Annotated in this window: 17 protein-coding genes; 9 read left to right on the top strand and 8 right to left on the bottom strand. The window is 72.0% G+C overall.

What is annotated here, in order from left to right; genetic code table 11:
- Positions 1-1,845: SpoIIE family protein phosphatase (locus GPJ59_RS19580; RefSeq protein WP_258024631.1), on the top strand; the 1,845-nt coding region annotated here is incomplete at its 5' end.
- A gap of 147 nt (positions 1,846-1,992) precedes the next feature.
- Here GPJ59_RS19580 and GPJ59_RS19575 read toward each other — a convergent pair.
- A complete protein-coding gene (locus GPJ59_RS19575; protein ID WP_219668503.1) occupies positions 1,993-4,308 on the bottom strand; it encodes a transglycosylase domain-containing protein in 2,316 nt (771 codons plus the stop codon).
- Between the two features lie 232 nt (positions 4,309-4,540).
- Between GPJ59_RS19575 and GPJ59_RS19570 the strand changes: the two genes are divergently transcribed.
- From GPJ59_RS19570 to GPJ59_RS19550, 5 genes are all read left to right on the top strand, one after another.
- Positions 4,541-5,461 (top strand): SPFH domain-containing protein, encoded by a 921-nt coding sequence (locus GPJ59_RS19570; protein WP_219668502.1) that lies wholly within the window; start codon positions 4,541-4,543, stop codon positions 5,459-5,461.
- Positions 5,458-5,715: a hypothetical protein gene (locus GPJ59_RS19565; protein WP_219668501.1), complete on the top strand. Its 258-nt coding sequence runs from the start codon at positions 5,458-5,460 to the stop codon at positions 5,713-5,715. Before GPJ59_RS19570 ends, GPJ59_RS19565 begins: the two co-directional genes overlap by 4 nt.
- Positions 5,716-5,863: 148 nt before the next feature.
- Entirely contained in the window at positions 5,864-6,388 is a 525-nt protein-coding gene (locus GPJ59_RS19560; protein ID WP_219668500.1) for a PadR family transcriptional regulator, read from the top strand.
- Positions 6,385-7,071, top strand: coding sequence for an ABC transporter ATP-binding protein (locus tag GPJ59_RS19555; protein WP_219668499.1), 687 nt, complete (start codon positions 6,385-6,387; stop codon positions 7,069-7,071). Before GPJ59_RS19560 ends, GPJ59_RS19555 begins: the two co-directional genes overlap by 4 nt.
- A complete protein-coding gene (locus tag GPJ59_RS19550; RefSeq protein WP_219668498.1) occupies positions 7,068-9,401 on the top strand; it encodes an ABC transporter permease in 2,334 nt (777 codons plus the stop codon). The genes GPJ59_RS19555 and GPJ59_RS19550 overlap by 4 nt, the downstream gene beginning before the upstream one ends.
- A 72-nt stretch (positions 9,402-9,473) precedes the next feature.
- On the opposite strand, the gene GPJ59_RS19545 is transcribed toward GPJ59_RS19550, so the two are convergent.
- Entirely contained in the window at positions 9,474-10,421 is a 948-nt protein-coding gene (locus GPJ59_RS19545; RefSeq protein WP_219668497.1) for a hydrogen peroxide-inducible genes activator, read from the bottom strand.
- Between the two features lie 134 nt (positions 10,422-10,555).
- On the opposite strand from GPJ59_RS19545, the gene GPJ59_RS19540 reads away from it, so the two are divergent.
- Positions 10,556-11,110, top strand: a complete 555-nt coding sequence (locus tag GPJ59_RS19540) for a peroxiredoxin (RefSeq protein ID WP_219668496.1) — start codon at positions 10,556-10,558, stop codon at positions 11,108-11,110.
- 2 nt (positions 11,111-11,112) lie between these two features.
- Positions 11,113-11,652, top strand: coding sequence for an alkyl hydroperoxide reductase (locus GPJ59_RS19535; RefSeq protein WP_219668495.1), 540 nt, complete (start codon positions 11,113-11,115; stop codon positions 11,650-11,652).
- A 142-nt stretch (positions 11,653-11,794) separates the two neighbouring features.
- On the opposite strand, the gene GPJ59_RS19530 is transcribed toward GPJ59_RS19535, so the two are convergent.
- From GPJ59_RS19530 to GPJ59_RS19510, 5 genes are all read right to left on the bottom strand, one after another.
- Positions 11,795-12,541, bottom strand: a complete 747-nt coding sequence (locus GPJ59_RS19530; protein ID WP_219668494.1) for a hypothetical protein — start codon at positions 12,539-12,541, stop codon at positions 11,795-11,797.
- Positions 12,525-13,925, bottom strand: coding sequence for an AI-2E family transporter (locus GPJ59_RS19525; protein WP_219668493.1), 1,401 nt, complete (start codon positions 13,923-13,925; stop codon positions 12,525-12,527). The genes GPJ59_RS19530 and GPJ59_RS19525 overlap by 17 nt, the downstream gene beginning before the upstream one ends.
- A gap of 141 nt (positions 13,926-14,066) precedes the next feature.
- Positions 14,067-14,756, bottom strand: a complete 690-nt coding sequence (locus GPJ59_RS19520; protein ID WP_219668492.1) for a transglycosylase SLT domain-containing protein — start codon at positions 14,754-14,756, stop codon at positions 14,067-14,069.
- Positions 14,757-15,167: 411 nt separating this feature from the next.
- On the bottom strand, positions 15,168-16,484 hold the full coding sequence (locus tag GPJ59_RS19515) for a PhoH family protein (RefSeq protein ID WP_219668491.1): 1,317 nt from the start codon (positions 16,482-16,484) through the stop codon (positions 15,168-15,170).
- Between the two features lie 399 nt (positions 16,485-16,883).
- A complete protein-coding gene (locus GPJ59_RS19510; protein ID WP_219668490.1) occupies positions 16,884-17,645 on the bottom strand; it encodes an isoprenyl transferase in 762 nt (253 codons plus the stop codon).
- Positions 17,646-17,766: 121 nt separating this feature from the next.
- Between GPJ59_RS19510 and mgrA the strand changes: the two genes are divergently transcribed.
- The gene (gene mgrA, locus GPJ59_RS19505; RefSeq protein ID WP_219668489.1) at positions 17,767-18,804 is read left to right on the top strand and encodes an L-glyceraldehyde 3-phosphate reductase; all 1,038 of its coding nucleotides are present in this window, start codon (positions 17,767-17,769) and stop codon (positions 18,802-18,804) included.
- 130 nt (positions 18,805-18,934) lie between these two features.
- On the opposite strand, the gene GPJ59_RS19500 is transcribed toward mgrA, so the two are convergent.
- The coding region (locus GPJ59_RS19500) for a prepilin peptidase (RefSeq protein WP_258024630.1) at positions 18,935-19,461 on the bottom strand (527 nt) is incomplete at its 5' end.

Genomic DNA, 19,461 nt, shown 5'->3' with positions numbered 1-19,461 from the left:
GGCCCGGACGCCGGGACGCAGCCGGGCTCCCCGGGGTCCGGGTCCGGGGCCGCGCCCGGCGAGGTCGGCGTCGCCCGCCGTGAGGGCGACCGGCTGCGCTTCGTGGGCGCCGCGACCCGGCGGATCGCCCGCGGCATCGACCTCGACGAGATCGTGCTGGGCCTGTGCCGGGCCACGGTGCCGACGTTCTCCGACGCGATCCTCGTCTACCTGCGCGATCCGCTGCCGGTCGGCGACGAGCGGCCCGTCGGCCCGGTCGTCTTAAGGCTGCGCCGCACCGACCGGCTGCGGCCGATCGACGATCTGGGCGAGCACACCCTCGGAGCCGGCCTCGATCTCGTCGGCGCCGCGGGGGGCGCCGGGGAGCTCGACTTCAGCCAGCTGCCCCTGGTGGGCCCCCAGGGCGACCTGCCGGCCGCCGAGCTGTGCGAGATCCACCACGGCGGGGCGCTGGACGAGGTGCTGCGCGGGGTCCGGCCCGTGTTCGGGTCCTCGGCCGCCGCCCGGGCCGCGCTGCCCGAACTGCTGGGCGACGAGCACCCCGTGCCGGGCGGCCGGCGGGCCATCCTGGCCCCGCTGCGCGGCCGCCGCCGGGTCATCGGCGCGGCCGTGTTCCTGCGTACGCCCGAACGGCCCGACTTCGAGCAGAACGACCTCCTGGTCGCCGCCCAGCTGGCCACCCACACCGCGCTCGGCATCGACAAGGCCGTGCTCTACGGCCGCGAGGCGTACATCGCCGACGAGCTCCAGCGGACCATGCTGCCCGACAGCCTGCCGCAGCCCACCGGCGTGCGGCTGGCCTCCCGCTACCTGCCGGCCGCCGAGACCGCCCGGGTGGGCGGCGACTGGTACGACGCGATACCGCTGCCCGGCAGCCGGGTCGCGCTCGTCGTCGGCGACGTCATGGACCACTCCATGACCTCCGCCGCGATCATGGGCCAGCTGCGGACGACCGCGCAGACCCTGGCCCAGCTGGACCTGCCGCCCGCGGAGGTGCTGCACCACCTGGACGAGCAGGCCCAGCGCCTCGGCTCGGACCGGATGGCCACCTGCCTGTACGCCGTCTACGACCCGGTCTCGCACCGGATCACCATCGCCAACGCCGGCCACCCGCCGCCCGTGCTGCTGCACCTGGGCGGCCGGGCCGAGGTGCTGCGGGTGCCGCCGGGCGCCCCGATCGGCGTGGGCGGGGTCGACTTCGAGGCCGTGGAGCTGGACGCCCCCGCCGGGGCCACGCTGCTGCTCTACACCGACGGCCTGGTGGAGTCCCGGCTGCGCGACGTGTGGACCGGTATCGAGCAGCTGCGCGAGCGGCTGGCCGCCACCGCCCAGCTGACCGGCCTGGACCACCCGCCGCCGCTGGAGGCGCTCTGCGACGACGTCCTGGACATGCTGGGCCCCGGCGACCGGGACGACGACATCGCGCTGCTCGCGGCCCGCTTCGACGGGATCGCGCCCAGCGACGTCGCGTACTGGTTCCTGGACCCCGAGGAGACCGCGCCGGGCCGGGCCCGCCGGTTCGCCCGCCGCGCCCTGTCCCGCTGGGGCCTGGAGGAGCTGGAGGACTCGGTGGAGCTGCTGGTCAGCGAGGTGGTGACCAATGCCGTGCGGTACGCCGAACGGCCCGTCACGCTGCGGCTGCTGCGCACGGACGTGCTGCGCTGCGAGGTCGGCGACGACTCCCCGCAGCTGCCCCGGCAGCGCCGGGCCCGCGAGACCGACGAGGGCGGCCGCGGGCTGTTCCTGGTCAACCGGATGGCCAGGCGGTGGGGCGCGACCCGGCTGAGCAGCGGCAAGGTCGTCTGGTTCGAGATCCCGCTGCCGGGCCCCCGCGAGCGCGGCTGACCGGCGCCGAGCCGGACCGGCAGAAGCAGAACACCGCCGGACCAGCCGAAGCAGAACACCGCCGCCCGGCAGCATGAGCGCTGCCGGGCGGCGGTGTCGTATCCGGGGGTCGGGGTCCGGGGCCAGTGGTCCGGGCCCGGGCCCCCGCTACTGCCTGGGCGGGATGATCGTGCCCGACGGCGGCGGGAGCGGCGGGGTGCTGGACCTGGTCGGGTCCGGCCTGCCGGAGCTCCCCGTCGGGTCGGGCCGGGTCGAGCTCTGGCTCGGGTTCGGGCTGGTCGAGGTCGACGGCTTCGTGCTGCTGCTGGTGCTCGGGTCCGGGCTGCGGCTGACGGTGGCCGAGGGCGAGGTCTTCGGACTCGGCGGCAGGACCGGCTCGCCCATGTCCGCGTCCTCCAGGTCGAACTCGGCGGTCTTCACGCCCTTCAGCGCGGCGAGCGTGTACGCCTTCCAGATCTCGGCCGGGAAGCTGGAGCCACCCGCGCGGCCGCCGCCGGCGGTACCGGTCAGGGTGACCTGCTTGCCCGTGCCCGGCTCCTCGCCGAACATCGCGACGACGGTGACCAGTTCCGGGGTGTACGCGGTGAACCAGGCGGCCACGTTGGACTCGGTGGTACCGGTCTTGGCCGCCGCCTGGTAGGCGCTGGACTTGACCGCGCTGCCGGAGCCGTCGTTGACGACGCCGGTGAGCACCTTGGTGACGGTGTCGGCGGTGGCGCTGTCGATCGCCTGGGAGCCGATGGCCTGGACCGGCTTGTACTCGCGGTAGGCGTGCTTGGCCGACTTGATGATGGTCGGCGTGACCAGCTTGCCGTGGTTGTCGAAGGTGGCGTAGACCCCGGCCATCTCCACGGTGTTGGCGCTCATGGTGCCGAGCGACATGGCCGGCTTGTCCTCCGGCCAGCCCTTGCGGTCCTTCATGCCGAGGGCGAGCGCGGTCTTCTTCACGTTCTGCGGCTTCACGTCCACGATCATCTGCGCGTAGACGGAGTTGACCGAGGAGTTGGTCGCCTTCTGGACCGTGATCAGCGGGCTGTCGCCGGTCTTGTAGTCCTGCTGGTCCTGGTTCTGCGGGCTGAAGGGGACCGAGCTGCCGACCACCGGGCGGCCGCTGGTGCCGTCGTAGAGGGCGTTGGGCGTGATCGGCTTGCCGTCCTGGGTACGGGACTTGAGCTGCAGCGCGGAGGCCAGCACGACCGGCTTGAAGGTCGAGCCCGGCTGGAAGTCCGTGCGCAGGGCGTTGCTCGCCCAGTGGTCCTGCTGGCCGGTGCCGCCGTACATCGCGACGATGTGGCCGGTCTTGGGGTCCACCGAGGTGGCGCCCGCCTGGACGTTCTGGTCGACCGGGCGGCGCTTGGTGTCCTTGCGGTCGAGCTTGGCCTCCAGCTCGTCCTGGACGGCCTTCTCCAGCGCGGCCTGCTTCTTGGGGTCGATGGTCAGCTGGATGGTCCAGCCGCCGGCCTGGATCTGCTCGGCGGAGACGCCCTGGCGCCGCATCTCGGCGTTGGCGGCCTCGATCAGGTAGCCCTTCTGGCCCTCCATGCCGGGGGCGGCCTTGGGCTTGATGGGCTCCTGGAACTTCATGCCCGCGCGCTTGCCCGCATCGAGCTCGCCCATCTCGACCATGTTGTTCAGGACGTAGTTGAAGCGGTCCGTGACGAGCGTCTTGGAGGTGTCGCTGGCCACGGCCCAGTCGTACTGGCTGGGGGCCTGGAGGAGGGCGGCGAGGTAGGCGCTCTGTTCGATCGTCAGCTGGTCGGCGTTGACCCCGTAGTAGGCCTGGGCGGCGGCCTGGACCCCGTACGCGTTGCGGCCGAAGTAGCTGGTGTTCATGTAGCCCGCGAGGATCTCGGGCTTCTCCATCTCCTGGTCGACCTTGAGTGAGATCACCAGCTCCTTGAGCTTGCGGGTGACCGTCTGGTCCTGGTTCAGGTAGTAGTTCTTGACGTACTGCTGGGTGATGGTCGAACCACCGGACTTGCGCCCGCCGGTGACCGCCTGGAGCACGGCGCGGCCCAGGCCCTTGACGTCGACGCCGCTGTCCTCGCGGAAGGACTTGTTCTCGGCCGCGATGAACGCTTCCTGGGTGTGCTTGGGAATCTTGTCGATCGGCAGGATCTCGCGGTTGACCTTGCCGGTCCGGGTGATGACCGAGCCGTCAGAGAACTTGTAGACGTTGCTCTGGAGCGTCGCCTCCGCATTCGGGTCGGGCTTGTCCACGTAGAAGTACAGCCCGACCAGGCCGGCGATGCCCAGCAGCGTCAGGCAGGCGAACGTGCCGAGGATCTTCTTCCAGGTGAAGAACCGGCGTATGCCGGCCTTGCCGGCCTTCTTGGCCCTGCCGCTGCCGCCGTCCGTCCTGCCGCTGCCGCCGTCCGCTCCGGCGCCGTTCGCCGCGCGGCCACGCGTCGTACGCCGCGTACCGCGCTGCTGCTGCGCTCGTCGCGCTTCTGCTCGGCCCATCGCTCCCGCTCCGCTCGATTTCCCCCCGACGTCAGCTCCGAAAACTAACACCGCAGGTTGTGACAAAGGTTGGCCATTCAAGGCCAATACCGGTCATTTCGGACGTGAGAATCAGCACCCACACCGAAGGAACCGACGCGCGTGAGTGCCCGAGGGTTGCGGTGGACGCAAAAAGTGATATCACTTTGCTAGAAGCTGTGACCGAGTGAACCACCATGGAACGGGGCGGACCATGACGAACGACACGAGCATCCGAGCGACGGCGCAGCAGCCGGTACGGGAGTTCCCGGCGCGCAGCGTGGGCGGTGGACTGGCGCTGCTGAGCGGGCTGTTGGGCGTCGCGGCCGGCGCCGCCCTCATCGTCGCGGGCGCCGCGGCCGGGACCGGCGCGGCGAAGGCGGCACTGATCGCCCTGGGCATCCTGCTGGCGGTGGCCTCCGTCATCGCCATGGGCGGACTCAACACGGTCGCGCCCGGCGAGGCCCGGGTCGTCCAGCTCTTCGGCCGCTACCGCGGCACGATCCGCGCCGACGGACTGCGCTGGGTCAACCCGCTCACCACGCGCGAGAAGATCTCCACCCGGGTCCGCAACCACGAGACGGCGGTGCTGAAGGTCAACGACGCCTACGGCAACCCGATCGAGCTGGCCGCGGTCGTGGTGTGGAAGGTCGAGGACACCGCGCGGGCGGTCTTCGAGGTCGACGACTTCGCGGAGTTCGTGGAGACGCAGGCCGAGGCGGCGGTCCGGCACATCGCGATCGAGTACCCGTACGACGCCCACGACGACGAGGGCCTGTCGCTGCGCGGCAACGCCGAGGAGATCACCGAGAAGCTGGACGCCGAGCTGCAGGCCCGGGTCGAGGCGGCCGGCGTACGGATCGTCGAGTCCCGCTTCACGCATCTCGCGTACGCTCCGGAGATCGCCTCGGCGATGCTCCAGCGCCAGCAGGCCGGCGCGGTCGTGGCGGCCCGCCGGCAGATCGTCGAGGGCGCGGTGGGCATGGTCGAGCTGGCCCTGAACCGTCTGGCCGAGGAGGAGATCGTGGACATGGACCCGGAGCGCAAGGCCGCCATGGTCTCCAACCTGATGGTGGTCCTGTGCGGCGACCGGGCCGCCCAGCCGGTCGTCAACACGGGCACCCTCTACCAGTGAGCCCGGCCGAGTCCGCGGCGCGCGGCGGGCGCCAGGCCCGCAAGCAGGTGCTGCTGCGGCTGGACCCCCAGGTCTACGACGCGCTCGCCCGCTGGGCGGGGGACGAACTGCGCAGCGCGAACGCCCAGATCGAGTTCCTGCTGCGGCGCGCCCTGCTGGAGGCCGGCCGCCTGCCGGGCGGCGCCTCCCCCATCCCCCGCCGCGGCCGCCCGCGCACCCGGCCGGACCAGGACGAGGCGCAGGGCCCGGCCTGACCGGGACGGGCTTCAGGCCCCGCCCCTCCCGCCCCGGCGGGAGGGGCGGGGCGCCCGCGCGAGCAGAACACGCCGACACGCACGAGCCGCACGAGCCGCACGCGCCATCTATACACACGAGGTATACACACGGTGTAGAGTCCTCGTCATGTCCATCGGTCACACCCTGCTCGGCCTCCTGGAGGCCGGCCCGCGCCATGGCTACGACCTCAAGCGCGCCTTCGACGAGAAGTTCGGCCACGACCGCCCCCTCGCCTACGGACAGGTCTACTCGACCATGTCCCGACTGCTGCGCAACGGCCTCGTCGAGGTCGACGGCATCGAGTCCGGCGGCGGCCCCGAACGCAAGCGCTACGCCATCACCACCGCCGGCGTCACCGACGTCGAGAGCTGGCTGGCCCAGCCGGAGAAGCCGGAGCCCTACCTCCAGTCCACCCTCTACACCAAGGTCGTCATCGCGCTGCTCACCGGCCGCAGCGCCGCCGACCTGCTGGACACGCAGCGGGCCGAACACCTGCGCCTGATGCGCATCCTGACCACCCGCAAGCGCAAGGGCGACCTCGCCGACCAGCTCGTCTGCGACCACGCCCTGTTCCACCTGGAGGCGGACCTGCGCTGGCTGGAGCTCGCCGCGGCCCGACTCGACCAGCTCGCCAAGGAAGTCCGCCGATGACCCCTGCCGGTTCCCTGCTCACCGCCGTCGGCCTGACCAAGACGTACGGGCCCACCAAGGCCCTGGACGGCGCCGAGTTCTCCATCCACCCCGGCGAGGTCGTCGCCGTGATGGGCCCCTCCGGGTCCGGCAAGTCCACCCTGCTGCACTGCCTGGCCGGCATCGTGACCCCCGACTCGGGCGTCATCACGTACGCCGGCCGGGAGCTGACCTCGATGAGCGACGCCGAGCGCAGCGCCCTGCGCCGCTCCGAGTTCGGCTTCGTCTTCCAGTTCGGCCAGCTCGTGCCCGAGCTCACCTGCGTCGAGAACGTCGCCCTGCCGCTGCGGCTGGCGGGGACCCGGCGCAAGGCGGCCGAGCGGACGGCGCTGTCCTGGATGGAACGCCTCCAGGTCGAGGACGTGGCCGACAAGCGGCCCGGCGAGGTCTCCGGCGGCCAGGGCCAGCGGGTGGCCGTCGCCCGCTCGCTGGTCACCTCACCCCGGGTGCTCTTCGCCGACGAGCCGACCGGCGCGCTGGACTCGCTCAACGGCGAACTGGTGATGCAGTTGCTCACCGAGGCCGCCCGGGCCACCAACGCGGCGGTCGTCCTGGTCACCCACGAGACCCGCGTGGCCGCCTGGTCCGACCGCGAGATCGTCGTCCGCGACGGCCGCTCCCGCGACATGGAGCGCGCCATATGAGCCTGCTCCGGGCCTGGTCCCGTGACCTCGCCATGGGCGCCCGGTTCGCCTGCGCCGGCGGCCGCGAGGGGTGGATCCGCACCCTGCTCACCGGGGTCGGCGTCGGCCTCGGCGTCGCCCTGCTGCTGATCACCACGGCGCTGCCGAGCGCGCTGGCCGCCCGTACCGACCGCGGTGACGCCCGCAGCACCGTGGGCTCGCCCACCGCCGAGCACCCCGGGCCCGACACCCTGCTCGTCGCCCGCTCCAACCAGACCTACCGCGGCAAGGACATCGAGGGCACCCTGGTGCAGGCCGAGGGGCCGAAGGCCCCGGTGCCGCCGGGCCTGTCGAGGATTCCCGGCCCCGGCGAACTGGCCGTCTCCCCCGCCCTGAAGAAGCTGCTGCAGTCCCCGGACGGCGCCCTGCTGCGCGAGCGCCTCGACGGGCGGATCACCGAGACCGTCGGCGACGCCGGCCTGACCGGCCCCTCCGAACTCCTCTTCTACGCCGGGCAGTCGGGGCTGGACGCGAACCTCAACCGGGTCGAGCGCATCACCGCCTTCGCCTACGAGCGGCAGACCGAGCGGCTCAGCCCGCTGCTGCTGCTCCTCGTCGTCCTCACCTTCGTCACCCTGCTGCTGCCGGTCGCGGTCTTCGTCGCCGCCGCCGTGCGCTTCGGCGGCGAACGCCGCGACCGCCGGCTCGCCGCCCTGCGCCTGGTCGGCGCCGACAGCCGGATGGTGCGCCGGATCGCCGCCGGCGAGGCACTGGCCGGTTCGGCGGCCGGCCTGGTGCTGGGCGCGGGCTTCTTCCTGCTGGGCCGCGAGCTGGTGGGCGGCTTCGACATCCAGCAGCGCAGCGTCTTCCCGGCCGACCTCGACCCCGCGCCCTGGCTGGCCGCGCTCGTGGCGGTGGCCGTGCCGGCTGCCGCCGTCGCCGTCACGCTGTTCGCGCTGCGCGGGGTGGTCATCGAACCGCTGGGCGTCGTACGGACGACCCGGCCGAGCCGGCGCCGACTGTGGTGGCGGCTGCTGGTGCCGCTGGCCGGCCTGGGCCTGCTCACCCCGCTGACGGGCCGCGGCGACGACGGCGGGGAGTTCAACCGCTACCAGGTCAGCGCCGGCGTGGTCCTGCTGCTGGTCGGTATCACCGTGCTGCTGCCGTGGCTGCTGGAGCGGCTCGTCGGCCGGCTGCGCGGCGGCCCGGTCTCCTGGCAGCTGGCGGTGCGCCGGCTCCAGGTCAACATCGCCGGCGCGGCCCGCCTGGTCAACGGGATCGCGGTCGCCGTCGCCGGCGCCATCGCCCTGCAGATGATGTTCGCCGGCGTGGAGGGCGAGTACACCGTGCGGACCGGCGAGGACCCCACCCGCGCCACCGTCTCGATCATCCTCGGGTCGAACGTTCAGGGGGACCCCGAGCAGCTGGCCCGGCAGGTCGCCGGGTACCCGGGCATCACCGACGCGATCCCGCTGCGCTCGGTGTCCGCCGCCCACGAGCCCGTCGCGGAGCAGGGGCTGGTCGACGTCACCGTCGGCACCTGCGCGGCCCTGCGCGAGGTCGCCCAGCTGGACTCCTGCAAGGACGGCGACGCGTTCTGGGCCACCGGGGGCAGCACGCTCGGCGGGTCGTACGGGGGCCGGGCCGAGCCGGGCGACAAGCTGTACGCGGGGAACGTGCGGGGTTACGAACAGGACGTCAAACCGGTCGAGTTCACCGTCCCGGCCACCCTGCGCACGGTGCCCAGCCGCCCGGACCCCGTCGGGGTCCAGCGCTCCGGACTCCTGCTGACCCCGTCGGTGGCACCGGGCGACACCGGCGGCTACGGCGCGCAGCAGATCTTCGTCATGACCGACGGCCCGGCGCAGGAGGGTCTGGAGCGGGCGCGGACCGCCGCCTTCAAGGCCTCGCCGCTGTCCGTGGCCAGCACGCTGCACACCACCCGGCAGAGCCGCAGCTACTCGACGATCCGCACGGGGCTGTTCTTCGGCGCCACCGGCGTGCTGATCCTGATCGGCACCAGCCTGCTGGTCTCCCAGGTGGAGCAGCTGCGCGAGCGCCGCAAGCTGCTGTCGTCGCTGGTCGCCTTCGGCACCAGGCGCTCCACCCTGAGCCTGTCGGTGCTGTGGCAGACGGCCCTGCCGATCGGCGTGGGCATGGCCCTGGCCGCCCTGTTCGGGATCGGGCTGGGTGCCGTACTGATGCGGATGGCCGTGCAGGAGGTCCGGATCGCCTGGGCGGAGGTCGCGATGATGACCGGGGCGGGCGCGGGCGTGGTCGCCCTGGTCACCCTGCTCAGCCTGCCGCCGCTGCTGCGGCTGATGCGCCCGGACGGCCTGCGCACAGAGTGAGGGCGTGACGGGCGCCTGCCGCGCCCGTGCGCGCGGGCCGCGGCCGGCTGCCGGTGCGGCCCGCGGGGGCGGCTACTCCGCGGGCCACACCGGCAGCGGCCGTACGGCCTCGCGCAGGGCGGCGGCCAGGGCGGCGAACTCGTCCTGGCGCGCCGTGCCGGTCCGCATGGCCAGCGCGATCCGCCGCATCGGGGCCGGCTCGGCGAAGTAGCCGGTGGACAGGTACTCGTTGCGGGCCGTCTCCAGGCGCAGCGCCGTACGCGGCAACAGCGTGACGCCCAGTCCCCCGGCGACCAGTTGTACGAGCGTGGACAGCCCGGCCGCGGTGGTGGTGACGTCGGGGCCCTCGGCGCGGCCGGCCTCCCGGCAGATGTCCAGGGCCTGGTCGCGCAGGCAGTGCCCCTCGTCGAGCAGCAGCAGTTGCAGGCCCCGCAGCTCCTCGCGGGGGATGTCCCGGCGCCCGGCCAGCGCATGGCCGCGCGGCGCGAGCAGCACGAAGTCCTCGTCGAACAGCGGCAGTTCGGTGACTCCGGGGACGCCGAGGGGGACGGCGAGCAGCAGCAGGTCCAGCCGGCCGGCCGCCAGTCCCTCCAGCAGCGAGGCGGTCTGCTCCTCGTGCACCTGGAGGTCCAGGCGGGGGTAGCGGCGGTGGAAGAGGCCGAGCACGGTCGGCAGCAGGTAGGGGGCCACGGTCGGGATGACCCCGAGGCGCAGCACCCCGGTGAAGGGCGCCCGTACGGCCTCGGCCTCCTCCATGAGGGAGCCGACCGCGTCGAGGACCGCCCGCGCGCGGGCGGCGATCCGCTCGCCGGCCGGGGAGAGCAGCACCTTGCGGGTGGTGCGCTCCAGCAGTTGCACGCCGAGGGCCTCCTCCAGCGCGGAGACCGCGCCGGACAGGGCCGGCTGGCTCATGCCGATCGCCGCGGCGGCGTCCCGGAAGTGCAGGTACTCCGCGACGGCCGCGAACGCGCGCAGCTGCGCCAGCGTCGGCTGCTTCGCTCCCCTGTTACCGACCGCCACTGATAGGTACCTCCGATCACCCGCCTCAAGACTAGCTATTTCTGCAATCAATGCAGCTGTGTCAGCATGTGAGATACGTCCAACCCTCTGGGAAAACCCCAAAAGGGTCATTTTCCATTCCGCAAGGAGAGCACGTGCTCACTGTCGGTGACAAGTTCCCCGCCTACGACCTGACCGCCTGCGTCTCGCTCGAGGCCGGCAAGGAGTTCGCCCAGATCGACCACAAGTCCTACGAGGGCAAGTGGCGCGTGGTGTTCTTCTGGCCGAAGGACTTCACCTTCGTCTGCCCGACCGAGATCGCCGCGTTCGGCAAGCTGAACGACGAGTTCGCCGACCGCGACGCGCAGATCCTCGGCGTCTCCGGTGACTCCGAGTTCGTCCACCACGCCTGGCGCAAGGACCACGCCGACCTGCGCGACCTGCCCTTCCCGATGCTGGCCGACGCCAAGCACGAGCTCATGCAGGCCTGCGGCGTGCAGGGCGAGGACGGCTACGCGCAGCGCGCCGTGTTCATCGTCGACCCGAACAACGAGATCCAGTTCTCGATGGTGACCGCCGGCTCCGTCGGCCGTAACCCCAAGGAGGTCCTGCGGGTCCTCGACGCCCTGCAGACCGACGAGCTGTGCCCCTGCAACTGGACCAAGGGCGAGGACACCCTGGACGCCGGCAAGCTCCTGGCCGGTGAGTGAGCATGGCCCTCGCTGAGCTGAAGGCCGCGATACCGGACTTCGCCAAGGACCTGAAGCTGAACCTGGGCTCGGTCGTCGGCAACCAGGACACCCTGACGCAGCAGCAGCTGTGGGGCACGGTCCTGTCCTGCGCGATCGCCGCCCGCTCGCCGAAGGTCCTGCGCGAGCTGGAGCCGGAGGCCAAGGCCAACCTCTCGCCCGAGGCGTACACGGCCGCCAAGTCGGCCGCGGCGATCATGGCGATGAACAACGTCTTCTACCGCACCCGCCACCTGCTCTCCGACCCGGAGTACGGCACGCTGCGCGCGGGCCTGCGGATGAACGTCATCGGCAACCCCGGCGTCGAGAAGCTCGACTTCGAGCTGTGGTCGCTCGCGGTCTCCGCGGTCAACGGCTGCGGCCAGTGCCTGGACTCGCACGAGCAGGTCCTGCGCAAGGCCGGCGTGGGGCGCGAGACGGTCCAGGAGGCCTTCAAGATCGCCTCGGTGATCCAGGCGATCGCCGTGACCCTGGACGCGGAGGCGGCGCTGACCGCCGAGTAGCGGCCCGCGACCCGGGTACCACTCGCAGAAGGCCCCCCAGCACCCCGGGGGGCCTTTCGCATGCCTCGCGTCGCATGCCTCGCGTCGCATGCCTCGCGGCGCGGGCCGGGGCGTCAATTGCCTCGCGGTGCGGGCCGGGGCGTCACTTGCGCAGCGTGCGCATCAGCGTGCGCAGGTCCTCCACCATCGCCGCCTGCGCCGCCGTGAAGTCGATCCTGGGGTCGGCCTCCAGGACCATGTCCTCGCCCTGCTCCTGCCGGAAGTCCCGCTGCGCGGTGAACTTCAGGCTGAACACCGCCCGCCCGTCCAGCACCCGCAGCGTGCGGTCGCCGAAGGGGCCGTCGTAGCTCAGCAGCGCCCGCTCCCCCAGGCCCGGCACCGACTCCACGGTGCGGCCGTCCGACGCGTACCAGGGGTCGACGATCTGCGGCTCCTGGTCGAACTCCGGTGCGGGGTCGCGCTCGTGGTACAGGGTGACCTCGGCCATGGCGACGTACGTCCGGCCGTCGGCCTCGGCCCTCAGCTGGCAGCCCGTCCACGGGCGGACCCGGTGCGGGAGGTTGGCTTCCAGCTTCCGCTTCTCCAGTGCGAGTCCGGTGAACCGGCTGAGCGCCGGCGCCTTGAAGTCGTCGCACAGGTACTCCGCCCAGCGGTAGCGCGGCGCGGCCCCCGGCCCCGCCTCGCCCAACCACCACAGCCCGGCCGCCCACACCGCCGAGGCGGTCAGCGCACCCCCGAGGGCCCACAGCCAGGGCCGCCGGCCACGCCGCGCAGCGGCCGAGGCCGAAGCCGAGGCCGAGCCGCCCGCCGGGCCGGAGGAAACCGCCTCCCCCGGTAACGGCCGGTCCTCGGGGTCGGACGACCCGTCGAGCTCAGGCTCCGTGATCACCCGCGCGTCCCTCCCCGTACTCGACCGGCGCCTGCGGCAGCGCCGTCGCCCCGTGCGGCCCCGGGCCGATGCGCAGGGCGCTCTCGCGGGAGTACGCCCGCAGGTAGCCGACCACCGTGTTGGTGACCGCGACCAGCGGGACCGCGACCACCGCGCCGCCGATGCCGGCGATCATGCCGCCGGCCGCGACCGAGAGCACCACCGCCAGCGGGTGCACCCGTACCGCCCGGCCCAGGATGAACGGCTGCAGGACGTGCCCCTCGATCTGCTGCACGGCCAGGACCACGATCAGCACCATCAGCGCCGTGAACACGCCCTGGGTCACCAGCGCCACGACCACCGCCAGGGCGCCGGAGATCACCGCGCCGACCAGCGGGATGAAGGCGAACAGGAAGATGAAGACGGCGAGCGGCACCGCCATCGGCACCTTGAGGAAGTACAGGCCCAGGCCGATGAAGACGGCGTCGATCAGCGCCACGATCAGGGTGCCCCGCACGTACGCCGTCAGCGTGCGCCAGGCCCGCGGGCCGGCCCCGGCCAGGCCCGGCCGCGCGTCCGCCGGGACCAGGCCCAGCACCCAGCGCCAGATCTGCTTGCCGTCGTAGAGCAGGAAGAGCGTGGAGAACATCGCGAGCAGGATGCCGGTCAGCACCTCGACCATCACGGTGACGCCCTGCAGGCCGGCCGAGGTGATCTGCTCGGTGTTGGTGCCGATGGTGTCGGTCAGGTTCTTGGCGATCTCGTTGATCTGCTGCTGGGTCACGTGGAACGGGCTGTCCAGCGCCCACTGCTTCAGCTCGTTGATGCCGTCCTTGACCCGGTTGGACAGGTCGTCGAGGTTCTCCATGACCTGCCAGACCACGAACCAGCCGGCCAGGCCGATGATCACGAAGCCGAGGATCGCGGTGACGGCGGTGGCCAGCCCCCGCGGCAGGCCGAGCCGGCGCAGCCGCACGACGAAGGGCTGGAGCAGGGCCGTGACGAGCATGGCCGCGGCGAAGGCGAGGACGACCAGGCGCACCTCGCTGATCACCTTCATCAGCACCCACAGCATTCCGGCGAGCAGCAGCAGCCGCCAGCTGACCTCGGCGGCCACCCGCATGCCCCACGGCACGACGCTCACCGGGTCGGGGCGCACCGGCACGTACGGGTGCCCGGGTTCGTGCCCCGCGTGGACGGGGGCGTGGCCGTGCTCGGGGGCCCCGCCGTGGCCGGCCCCGGGCCGCGCCTCGCCGGCGGCGGGAGCGGCGGCGCCCGCACCGGGCGGTCGCCCGGGCACGCCGGAGGTCTCGGCCTCGACCTCGGCCCGGCGCGCGGCGAGGCGCGCCTCCAGGGCGTTCAGCCTGTTGCCGATGCGCCCCAGCCAGCCTGTTCTGGTCGCCATCTCGTTCCCTTTCTCCCCCCGGGCTGCGTCCGGGGGACCCCCACCGCCCGTCCTGCGCGCGCAATCCCGTCGACCGTACACGCGAGGAGCCCCGCACCGAAGGACGGTACGGGGCTCTGCGGGGTCGGGCTGGGGCCGGGGTCAGTACCAGCCGTTGGCCTGGTGGAACGTCCACGCGCCACAGGGGCTCTTGTAGCGCTCGTTCATGTAGTTCAGGCCCCACTGGATCTGGGTGGCCGGGTTGGTGCGCCAGTCGGAGGCGACCGAGGACATCTTCGAGCCGGGCAGCGCCTGGACCAGACCGTAGGCACCCGAGGACGGGTTGACGGCCTTGTAGTTCCAGGTCGACTCCTGGTCGACGATGTTGGAGAAGCACTGGAACTGGCTCGCCGGCACGATCTGCCGCGCGATGTCCTTGACCTGGGCGACCGTGTAGGAGCTCTGCGGGGTGAAGCTGGAGGCGTCGCGGGTGGTGGAGCGGCTCGCGACCTGCTCCTTCGCCTCGCGCTCCTCCTTGGCCTTCGCCTCGGCGGCCGACTTCTTCGCCTTGGCGTCCTTGGCGGCCTGGATGCGGGCGGCTTCCTCCGCCGAGCGCTTGGCGTCGGCGTCCGCGCTGAAGGCGATGGCGTCGGCCTGCTGCGTCAGGGACGCGTTCTGCACGCCGGCCTGCTCACCGACCGGGATGTCAGTGAGGAGCGTCGCCCCGGACGCGGTCGTCTCGAGGTCGTTCGAGTTCTGGGTGTCGCCAGTGGCGACGCCCACGACAGCGCCGACGGTGGTGACCGCGGTGGCCGACGCCACGGCGAATCCCCGGACCGAGATCCGGCTCACACGGTGTCCTTCCAGCAGCGTCCGCAACGGTGACCTCAGCGGCCGCAAGAGTGCCCCTGGCACTGGCCTCCCCCGTACTACGGTCACTGGAGGCGCGGGCCCGTTCGGGCAACTCCCCTGACGGGGAGCGCCGCGTGGTACTTCCGGGCGGCATACGGCGGTCGTTTGTGGAGTTGTGGTGCTGCTGTGCGCCGTACCTACAGGAGGTACAGCGGTGCCGTATGCGGGGCCTGACGGAAAACAGAGCTTGCCGGACCCCGCCACCGCAAGGCAATTCCCCGCTGCGTGGGAAAGGTCACACCAGGCATGTCGGGGTTGGTTGTTGAAAACCCCTGTGCAGCACGACGCCGCCCGGCTAGGCTCTTCGGCCTTTGCCGGGCGGCGCCAACTCGGCTGTCCCTTACGGGGCTTTCAGAGGGTTTCGAGCATCTCCGTGACCAGGGCCGCGATGGGCGAGCGCTCGGACCGGGTCAGCGTCACGTGGGCGAAGAGCGGATGGCCCTTCAACTTCTCGACCACCGCGACCACTCCGTCGTACCGGCCGACGCGCAGATTGTCCCGTTGTGCCACGTCATGGGTGAGGACAACCCGGCTGTTCGCCCCGATCCGGGACAGAACGGTCAGTAGGACGTTCCGCTCCAGCGACTGCGCCTCGTCCACGATCACGAACGCGTCGTGCAGCGAGCGGCCGCGGATGTGGGTGAGCGGCAGCACCTCCAGCATGCCGCGGCCCAGCACCTCCTCGATGACCTCCCGCCCCGCCACCGACGAGAGCGTGTCGAAGACGGCCTGCGCCCACGGGCTCATCTTCTCGGCCTCGGTGCCCGGCAGGTAGCCGAGCTCCTGCCCGCCCACGGCGTACAGCGGCCGGAAGACCATCACCTTCTGGTGCTGGCGGCGCTCCAGCACCGCCTCCAGGCCCGCGCACAGGGCCAGGGCGGACTTGCCCGTGCCGGCCCGGCCGCCCATGGAGACGATCCCGACCTCGGGGTCGAGCAGCAGGTCCAGCGCGATGCGCTGCTCGGCGCTGCGGCCGTGCAGCCCGAAGGCCTCGCGGTCGCCGCGCACCAGCTTGACGTTGCCGTCGGCCGTGACCCGGCCGAGGGCCTTGCCCCGCTCGGACTGCAGGATCAGTCCGGTGTGCACGGGCAGTTCGGCGGCCTCCGGCACGTACAGCCGCTCCTCGGAGTAGAGGAGGTCCACCTGCTCCCCGGAGACCGGGAGCTCGCTCATGCCGGTCCAGCCGGCATCGGTGATGGCGAGCTCCGCGCGGTACTCCTCGGCGAGCAGGCCCACGGACGAGGCCTTGATGCGCAGCGGGAGGTCCTTCGAGACCACCGTGACGTCGTAGCCCTCGGCCTGCAGGTTGCGGGCGACCGCGAGGATGCGCGAGTCGTTGTCCCCGAGCCTGAAGCCGGCGGGCAGCACGCCCGGGTCGGAGTGGTTGAGCTCGACACGCAGGGACCCGCCGAGGTCGCCCATCGGGATGGGGGCGTCGAGCCGGCCGTACCGCACCCGTACGTCGTCCAGCAGGCGCAGCGCCTGCCGGGCGAAGTAGCCGAGTTCGGGATGGTGGCGCTTGGCCTCCAGCTCCGTGATCACCACGATCGGGAGCACGACCTCGTGCTCCTCGAAACGGGAGACCGCGTGGGGATCTGCCAGCAGGACGCTGGTGTCGAGGACGTAGGTCCGCCTGTCGTTCAGGCGGCTCTTAGTGCTGGTCACCACGGAAGGACGTACCCCCTCGGAAGAGGTCGGGCCATGAAGACCGGACCGGTCATCGGCACCCATGCCAGGGCCGAATTCCGGCCCTCCACTCCGTCCGTGCGATCGGCACGTGCGTCCTGGTGCAAAGGGCCTCCCGGGCGGACGGCCCCATGCCGTCCGCTGAGACTCGACACCCGTGGATCGGGCGTCGACCTGCTACGGATATTCCCTCGAATGCCCCCCGCCATGCCATGGCATATGACGGACGCTCGGTGAATCCCAGGTGAAGGCCTTGCGCCTGATGCGTGTGAGGCGTGACGGCTCTTCCGAGGAACCGTCAGAACCGGCCGGGCCGGACGCCCCGGTCAGGTCCGTAGCGCCGGTCAGGTGCCGTGGCGCCGGTCAGGTCCGTGGCGCGGCTCAGGTCCCGTAGCGCCGGTGCCGGGCCGCGTAGTCGCGCAGGGCCCGCAGGAAGTCCACCTTCCGGAAGGCCGGCCAGAAGACCTCGCAGAAGTAGTACTCGGAGTGGGCGCTCTGCCAGAGCATGAACCCGGACAGCCGCTGCTCGCCGCTGGTGCGGATGACCAGGTCCGGGTCGGGCTGGCCGCGGGTGTAGAGGTGCTCCGAGATGTGGTCGATGTCCAGGATCTCGGCGAGCTCCTCGATCGAGGTGCCCTTCTCGTGGTGCTCCAGGAGCAGCGAGCGCACCGCGTCCGCGATCTCCTGGCGGCCGCCGTAGCCGACGGCGACGTTGACGAGTATCCCCTTGATGTCGAGGGTGGCCTGCTCGGCCTCCTTGAGCACCGCCTGCGTCTGCGCGGGCAGGATGTCGAGGTTGCCGACGTGGTGGACGCGCCAGCGGCCGTCCTCGGCCAGGCCCCGGACGGTGTTCTCGATGATGTTGAGCAGCGGGCGGAGCTCCTGCTCCGGGCGGTCCAGGTTGTCGGTGGAGAGCATCCACAGCGTGACGACCTCGACGTCCGTCTCGTTGCACCAGCCCAGCAGCTCGGAGATCTTGTCCGCCCCGGCCTGATGGCCCTGCTCGGTGGTGCCGCCGGACGCCTTCGCCCAACGCCGGTTGCCGTCCAGGATGACGCCGATGTGCTTGGGCACCGCGGCATGGTCGAGGCGGCCCTCCACCCGGCGCGCATAGAGCTTGTACACCAGGTCGCGCAGCTTCACGATCTTCTGCCCCTCCGTGCAATGCCCCCGTGCGTGCGGTCCCCCGAGTGCGCCACATTACTGCGCACCGGGAGGCATGGCCCAACTCGGTCTGTCACAGGTCCGTGATAGGGAGGACAACGTGACTGATACCAATCCCTATCGGGCAGCCGGCCCCCGCTACGACTCCATGGAGTACCGCCGCACGGGCCGCAGCGGCCTCAAGCTTCCCGCCATTTCCCTCGGCCTCTGGCACAACTTCGGCGACGACCGGTCCCTGGAGTCCCAGCGGGCGATCCTGCGCCGCGCCTTCGACCTCGGCGTGACCCACTTCGACCTGGCCAACAACTACGGCCCGCCGCCCGGCTCGGCCGAGCTGAACTTCGGCAAGATCTTCGCCCAGGACTTCGCGGCGTACCGGGACGAGCTGATCGTCTCGACCAAGGCCGGCTACCTGATGCACCCCGGCCCGTACGGCGAGTGGGGCAGCCGCAAGTACCTCCTCAGCTCCCTCGACGCCTCGCTGAAGCGGATGGGGCTGGACTACGTCGACATCTTCTACTCGCACCGCTTCGACCCGGAGACCCCGCTGGAGGAGACGATGGGCGCCCTGGCGTCCGCCGTCCAGCAGGGCAAGGCGCTCTACGTCGGCGTCTCCTCCTACACCGCGGAGCAGACCGCCCAGGCCGTGGCCGTCCTGCGCGACATGGGCGTGCGCGCGCTGATCCACCAGCCCTCGTACTCCATGATCAACCGCTGGACGGAGGAGGACGGGCTGCTGGACACCCTGGAGGAGGCCGGCATGGGCTGCATCTCCTTCGCGCCGCTGGCCCAGGGCCTGCTCACCGGCAAGTACCTCCAGGGCATCCCGGAGGGCTCGCGGGCCTCCCAGGGCAAGTCGCTCGACCCGGGCCTGCTCTCGGACGACGTGCTGCGCCGCCTGCAGGGCCTGAACGACATCGCGGCCCGGCGCGGCCAGTCGCTGGCGCAGCTGGCGCTGAGCTGGGTGCTGCGCGACGAGCGGATGACGTCGGCGCTGATCGGTGCGTCGAGCGTGCCGCAGCTGGAGGAGAACATCGCGGCACTGGCCGGCGCGCCCCTCAGCGAGGAGGAGCTGAAGGAGATCGATTCCTTCGCCGTCTCCACCCCGGGCACGAACATCTGGGCCCAACGCGGCTGACCTGCGGGTTTGCCGAAGACGACGGAAAAGAAAAAACGGGCCGGTCCGTGGGGGGGATACGGACCGGCCCGAGGGGGGGGTTCCACCATAACCCTTCGTAAAGCGTCCTGCGTGCATCGGCGCGACACGATTACGCTCCGAATCCGCCCATGAGCACTCCGGTGAACGCTCCGGCGGCCATGAACGGACCGAACGGGAAAGCCGCCCGAAGGCCCGCCCGGCCCCGCAGCACAAGGCCGAGGCCGTAGCCGGCGCCGTATACGAAGCCGAGGAACGCCCCGGCCGCCCATACCCCCCACCCGTACCACCCAAGAGCGACCCCGAGGGCGAGCGCGAGCTTGACGTCGCCGAAGCCCATGCCCGCCGGGTGGATCAGGAACAGCACCAGATAGCCGCCGCCCAGGGCCGCCCCGCCCAACAGCGCACTGCGCCAGCCGCCGCCGGCGCCGGGCAGCAGGGCGGCCACGCCGAGCAGCGCGGCGACCGCGCCCGCCAGCGGCAGCGTCAGCGGGTCGGGCAGCCGGTGCACGGCGAGGTCGACCAGGGCGAGCAGGACGAGTACGGGCGCCAGCCCGACGAAGACCACCCCCTCGGGCCGCGCCCCCACGGCGGCGCCCAGCAGGGCGCACACCAGGGCGCAGACGAGAACCACGGGGG

This window comes from Streptomyces bambusae, assembly GCF_019400985.1.
In the GTDB taxonomy this organism is placed as follows: Bacteria; Actinomycetota; Actinomycetes; order Streptomycetales; family Streptomycetaceae; genus Streptomyces; species Streptomyces bambusae_A.
Note: the sequence above shows the minus strand (reverse complement) of the source record. Positions and strands in the feature narration are given on the sequence as shown.

Bases quoted from the DNA above. Each gene is read 5' to 3' on its own strand.
- GPJ59_RS19575 (WP_219668503.1), bottom strand. From the start codon at position 4,308: ATGGGCCGAGCAGAAGCGCGACGAGCGCAGCAGCAGCGCGGTACGCGG.
- GPJ59_RS19570 (WP_219668502.1), top strand. From the start codon at position 4,541: ATGACGAACGACACGAGCATCCGAGCGACGGCGCAGCAGCCGGTACGG.
- GPJ59_RS19560 (WP_219668500.1), top strand. From the start codon at position 5,864: ATGTCCATCGGTCACACCCTGCTCGGCCTCCTGGAGGCCGGCCCGCGC.
- GPJ59_RS19555 (WP_219668499.1), top strand. From the start codon at position 6,385: ATGACCCCTGCCGGTTCCCTGCTCACCGCCGTCGGCCTGACCAAGACG.
- GPJ59_RS19550 (WP_219668498.1), top strand. From the start codon at position 7,068: ATGAGCCTGCTCCGGGCCTGGTCCCGTGACCTCGCCATGGGCGCCCGG.
- GPJ59_RS19535 (WP_219668495.1), top strand. From the start codon at position 11,113: ATGGCCCTCGCTGAGCTGAAGGCCGCGATACCGGACTTCGCCAAGGAC.
- GPJ59_RS19525 (WP_219668493.1), bottom strand. From the start codon at position 13,925: ATGGCGACCAGAACAGGCTGGCTGGGGCGCATCGGCAACAGGCTGAAC.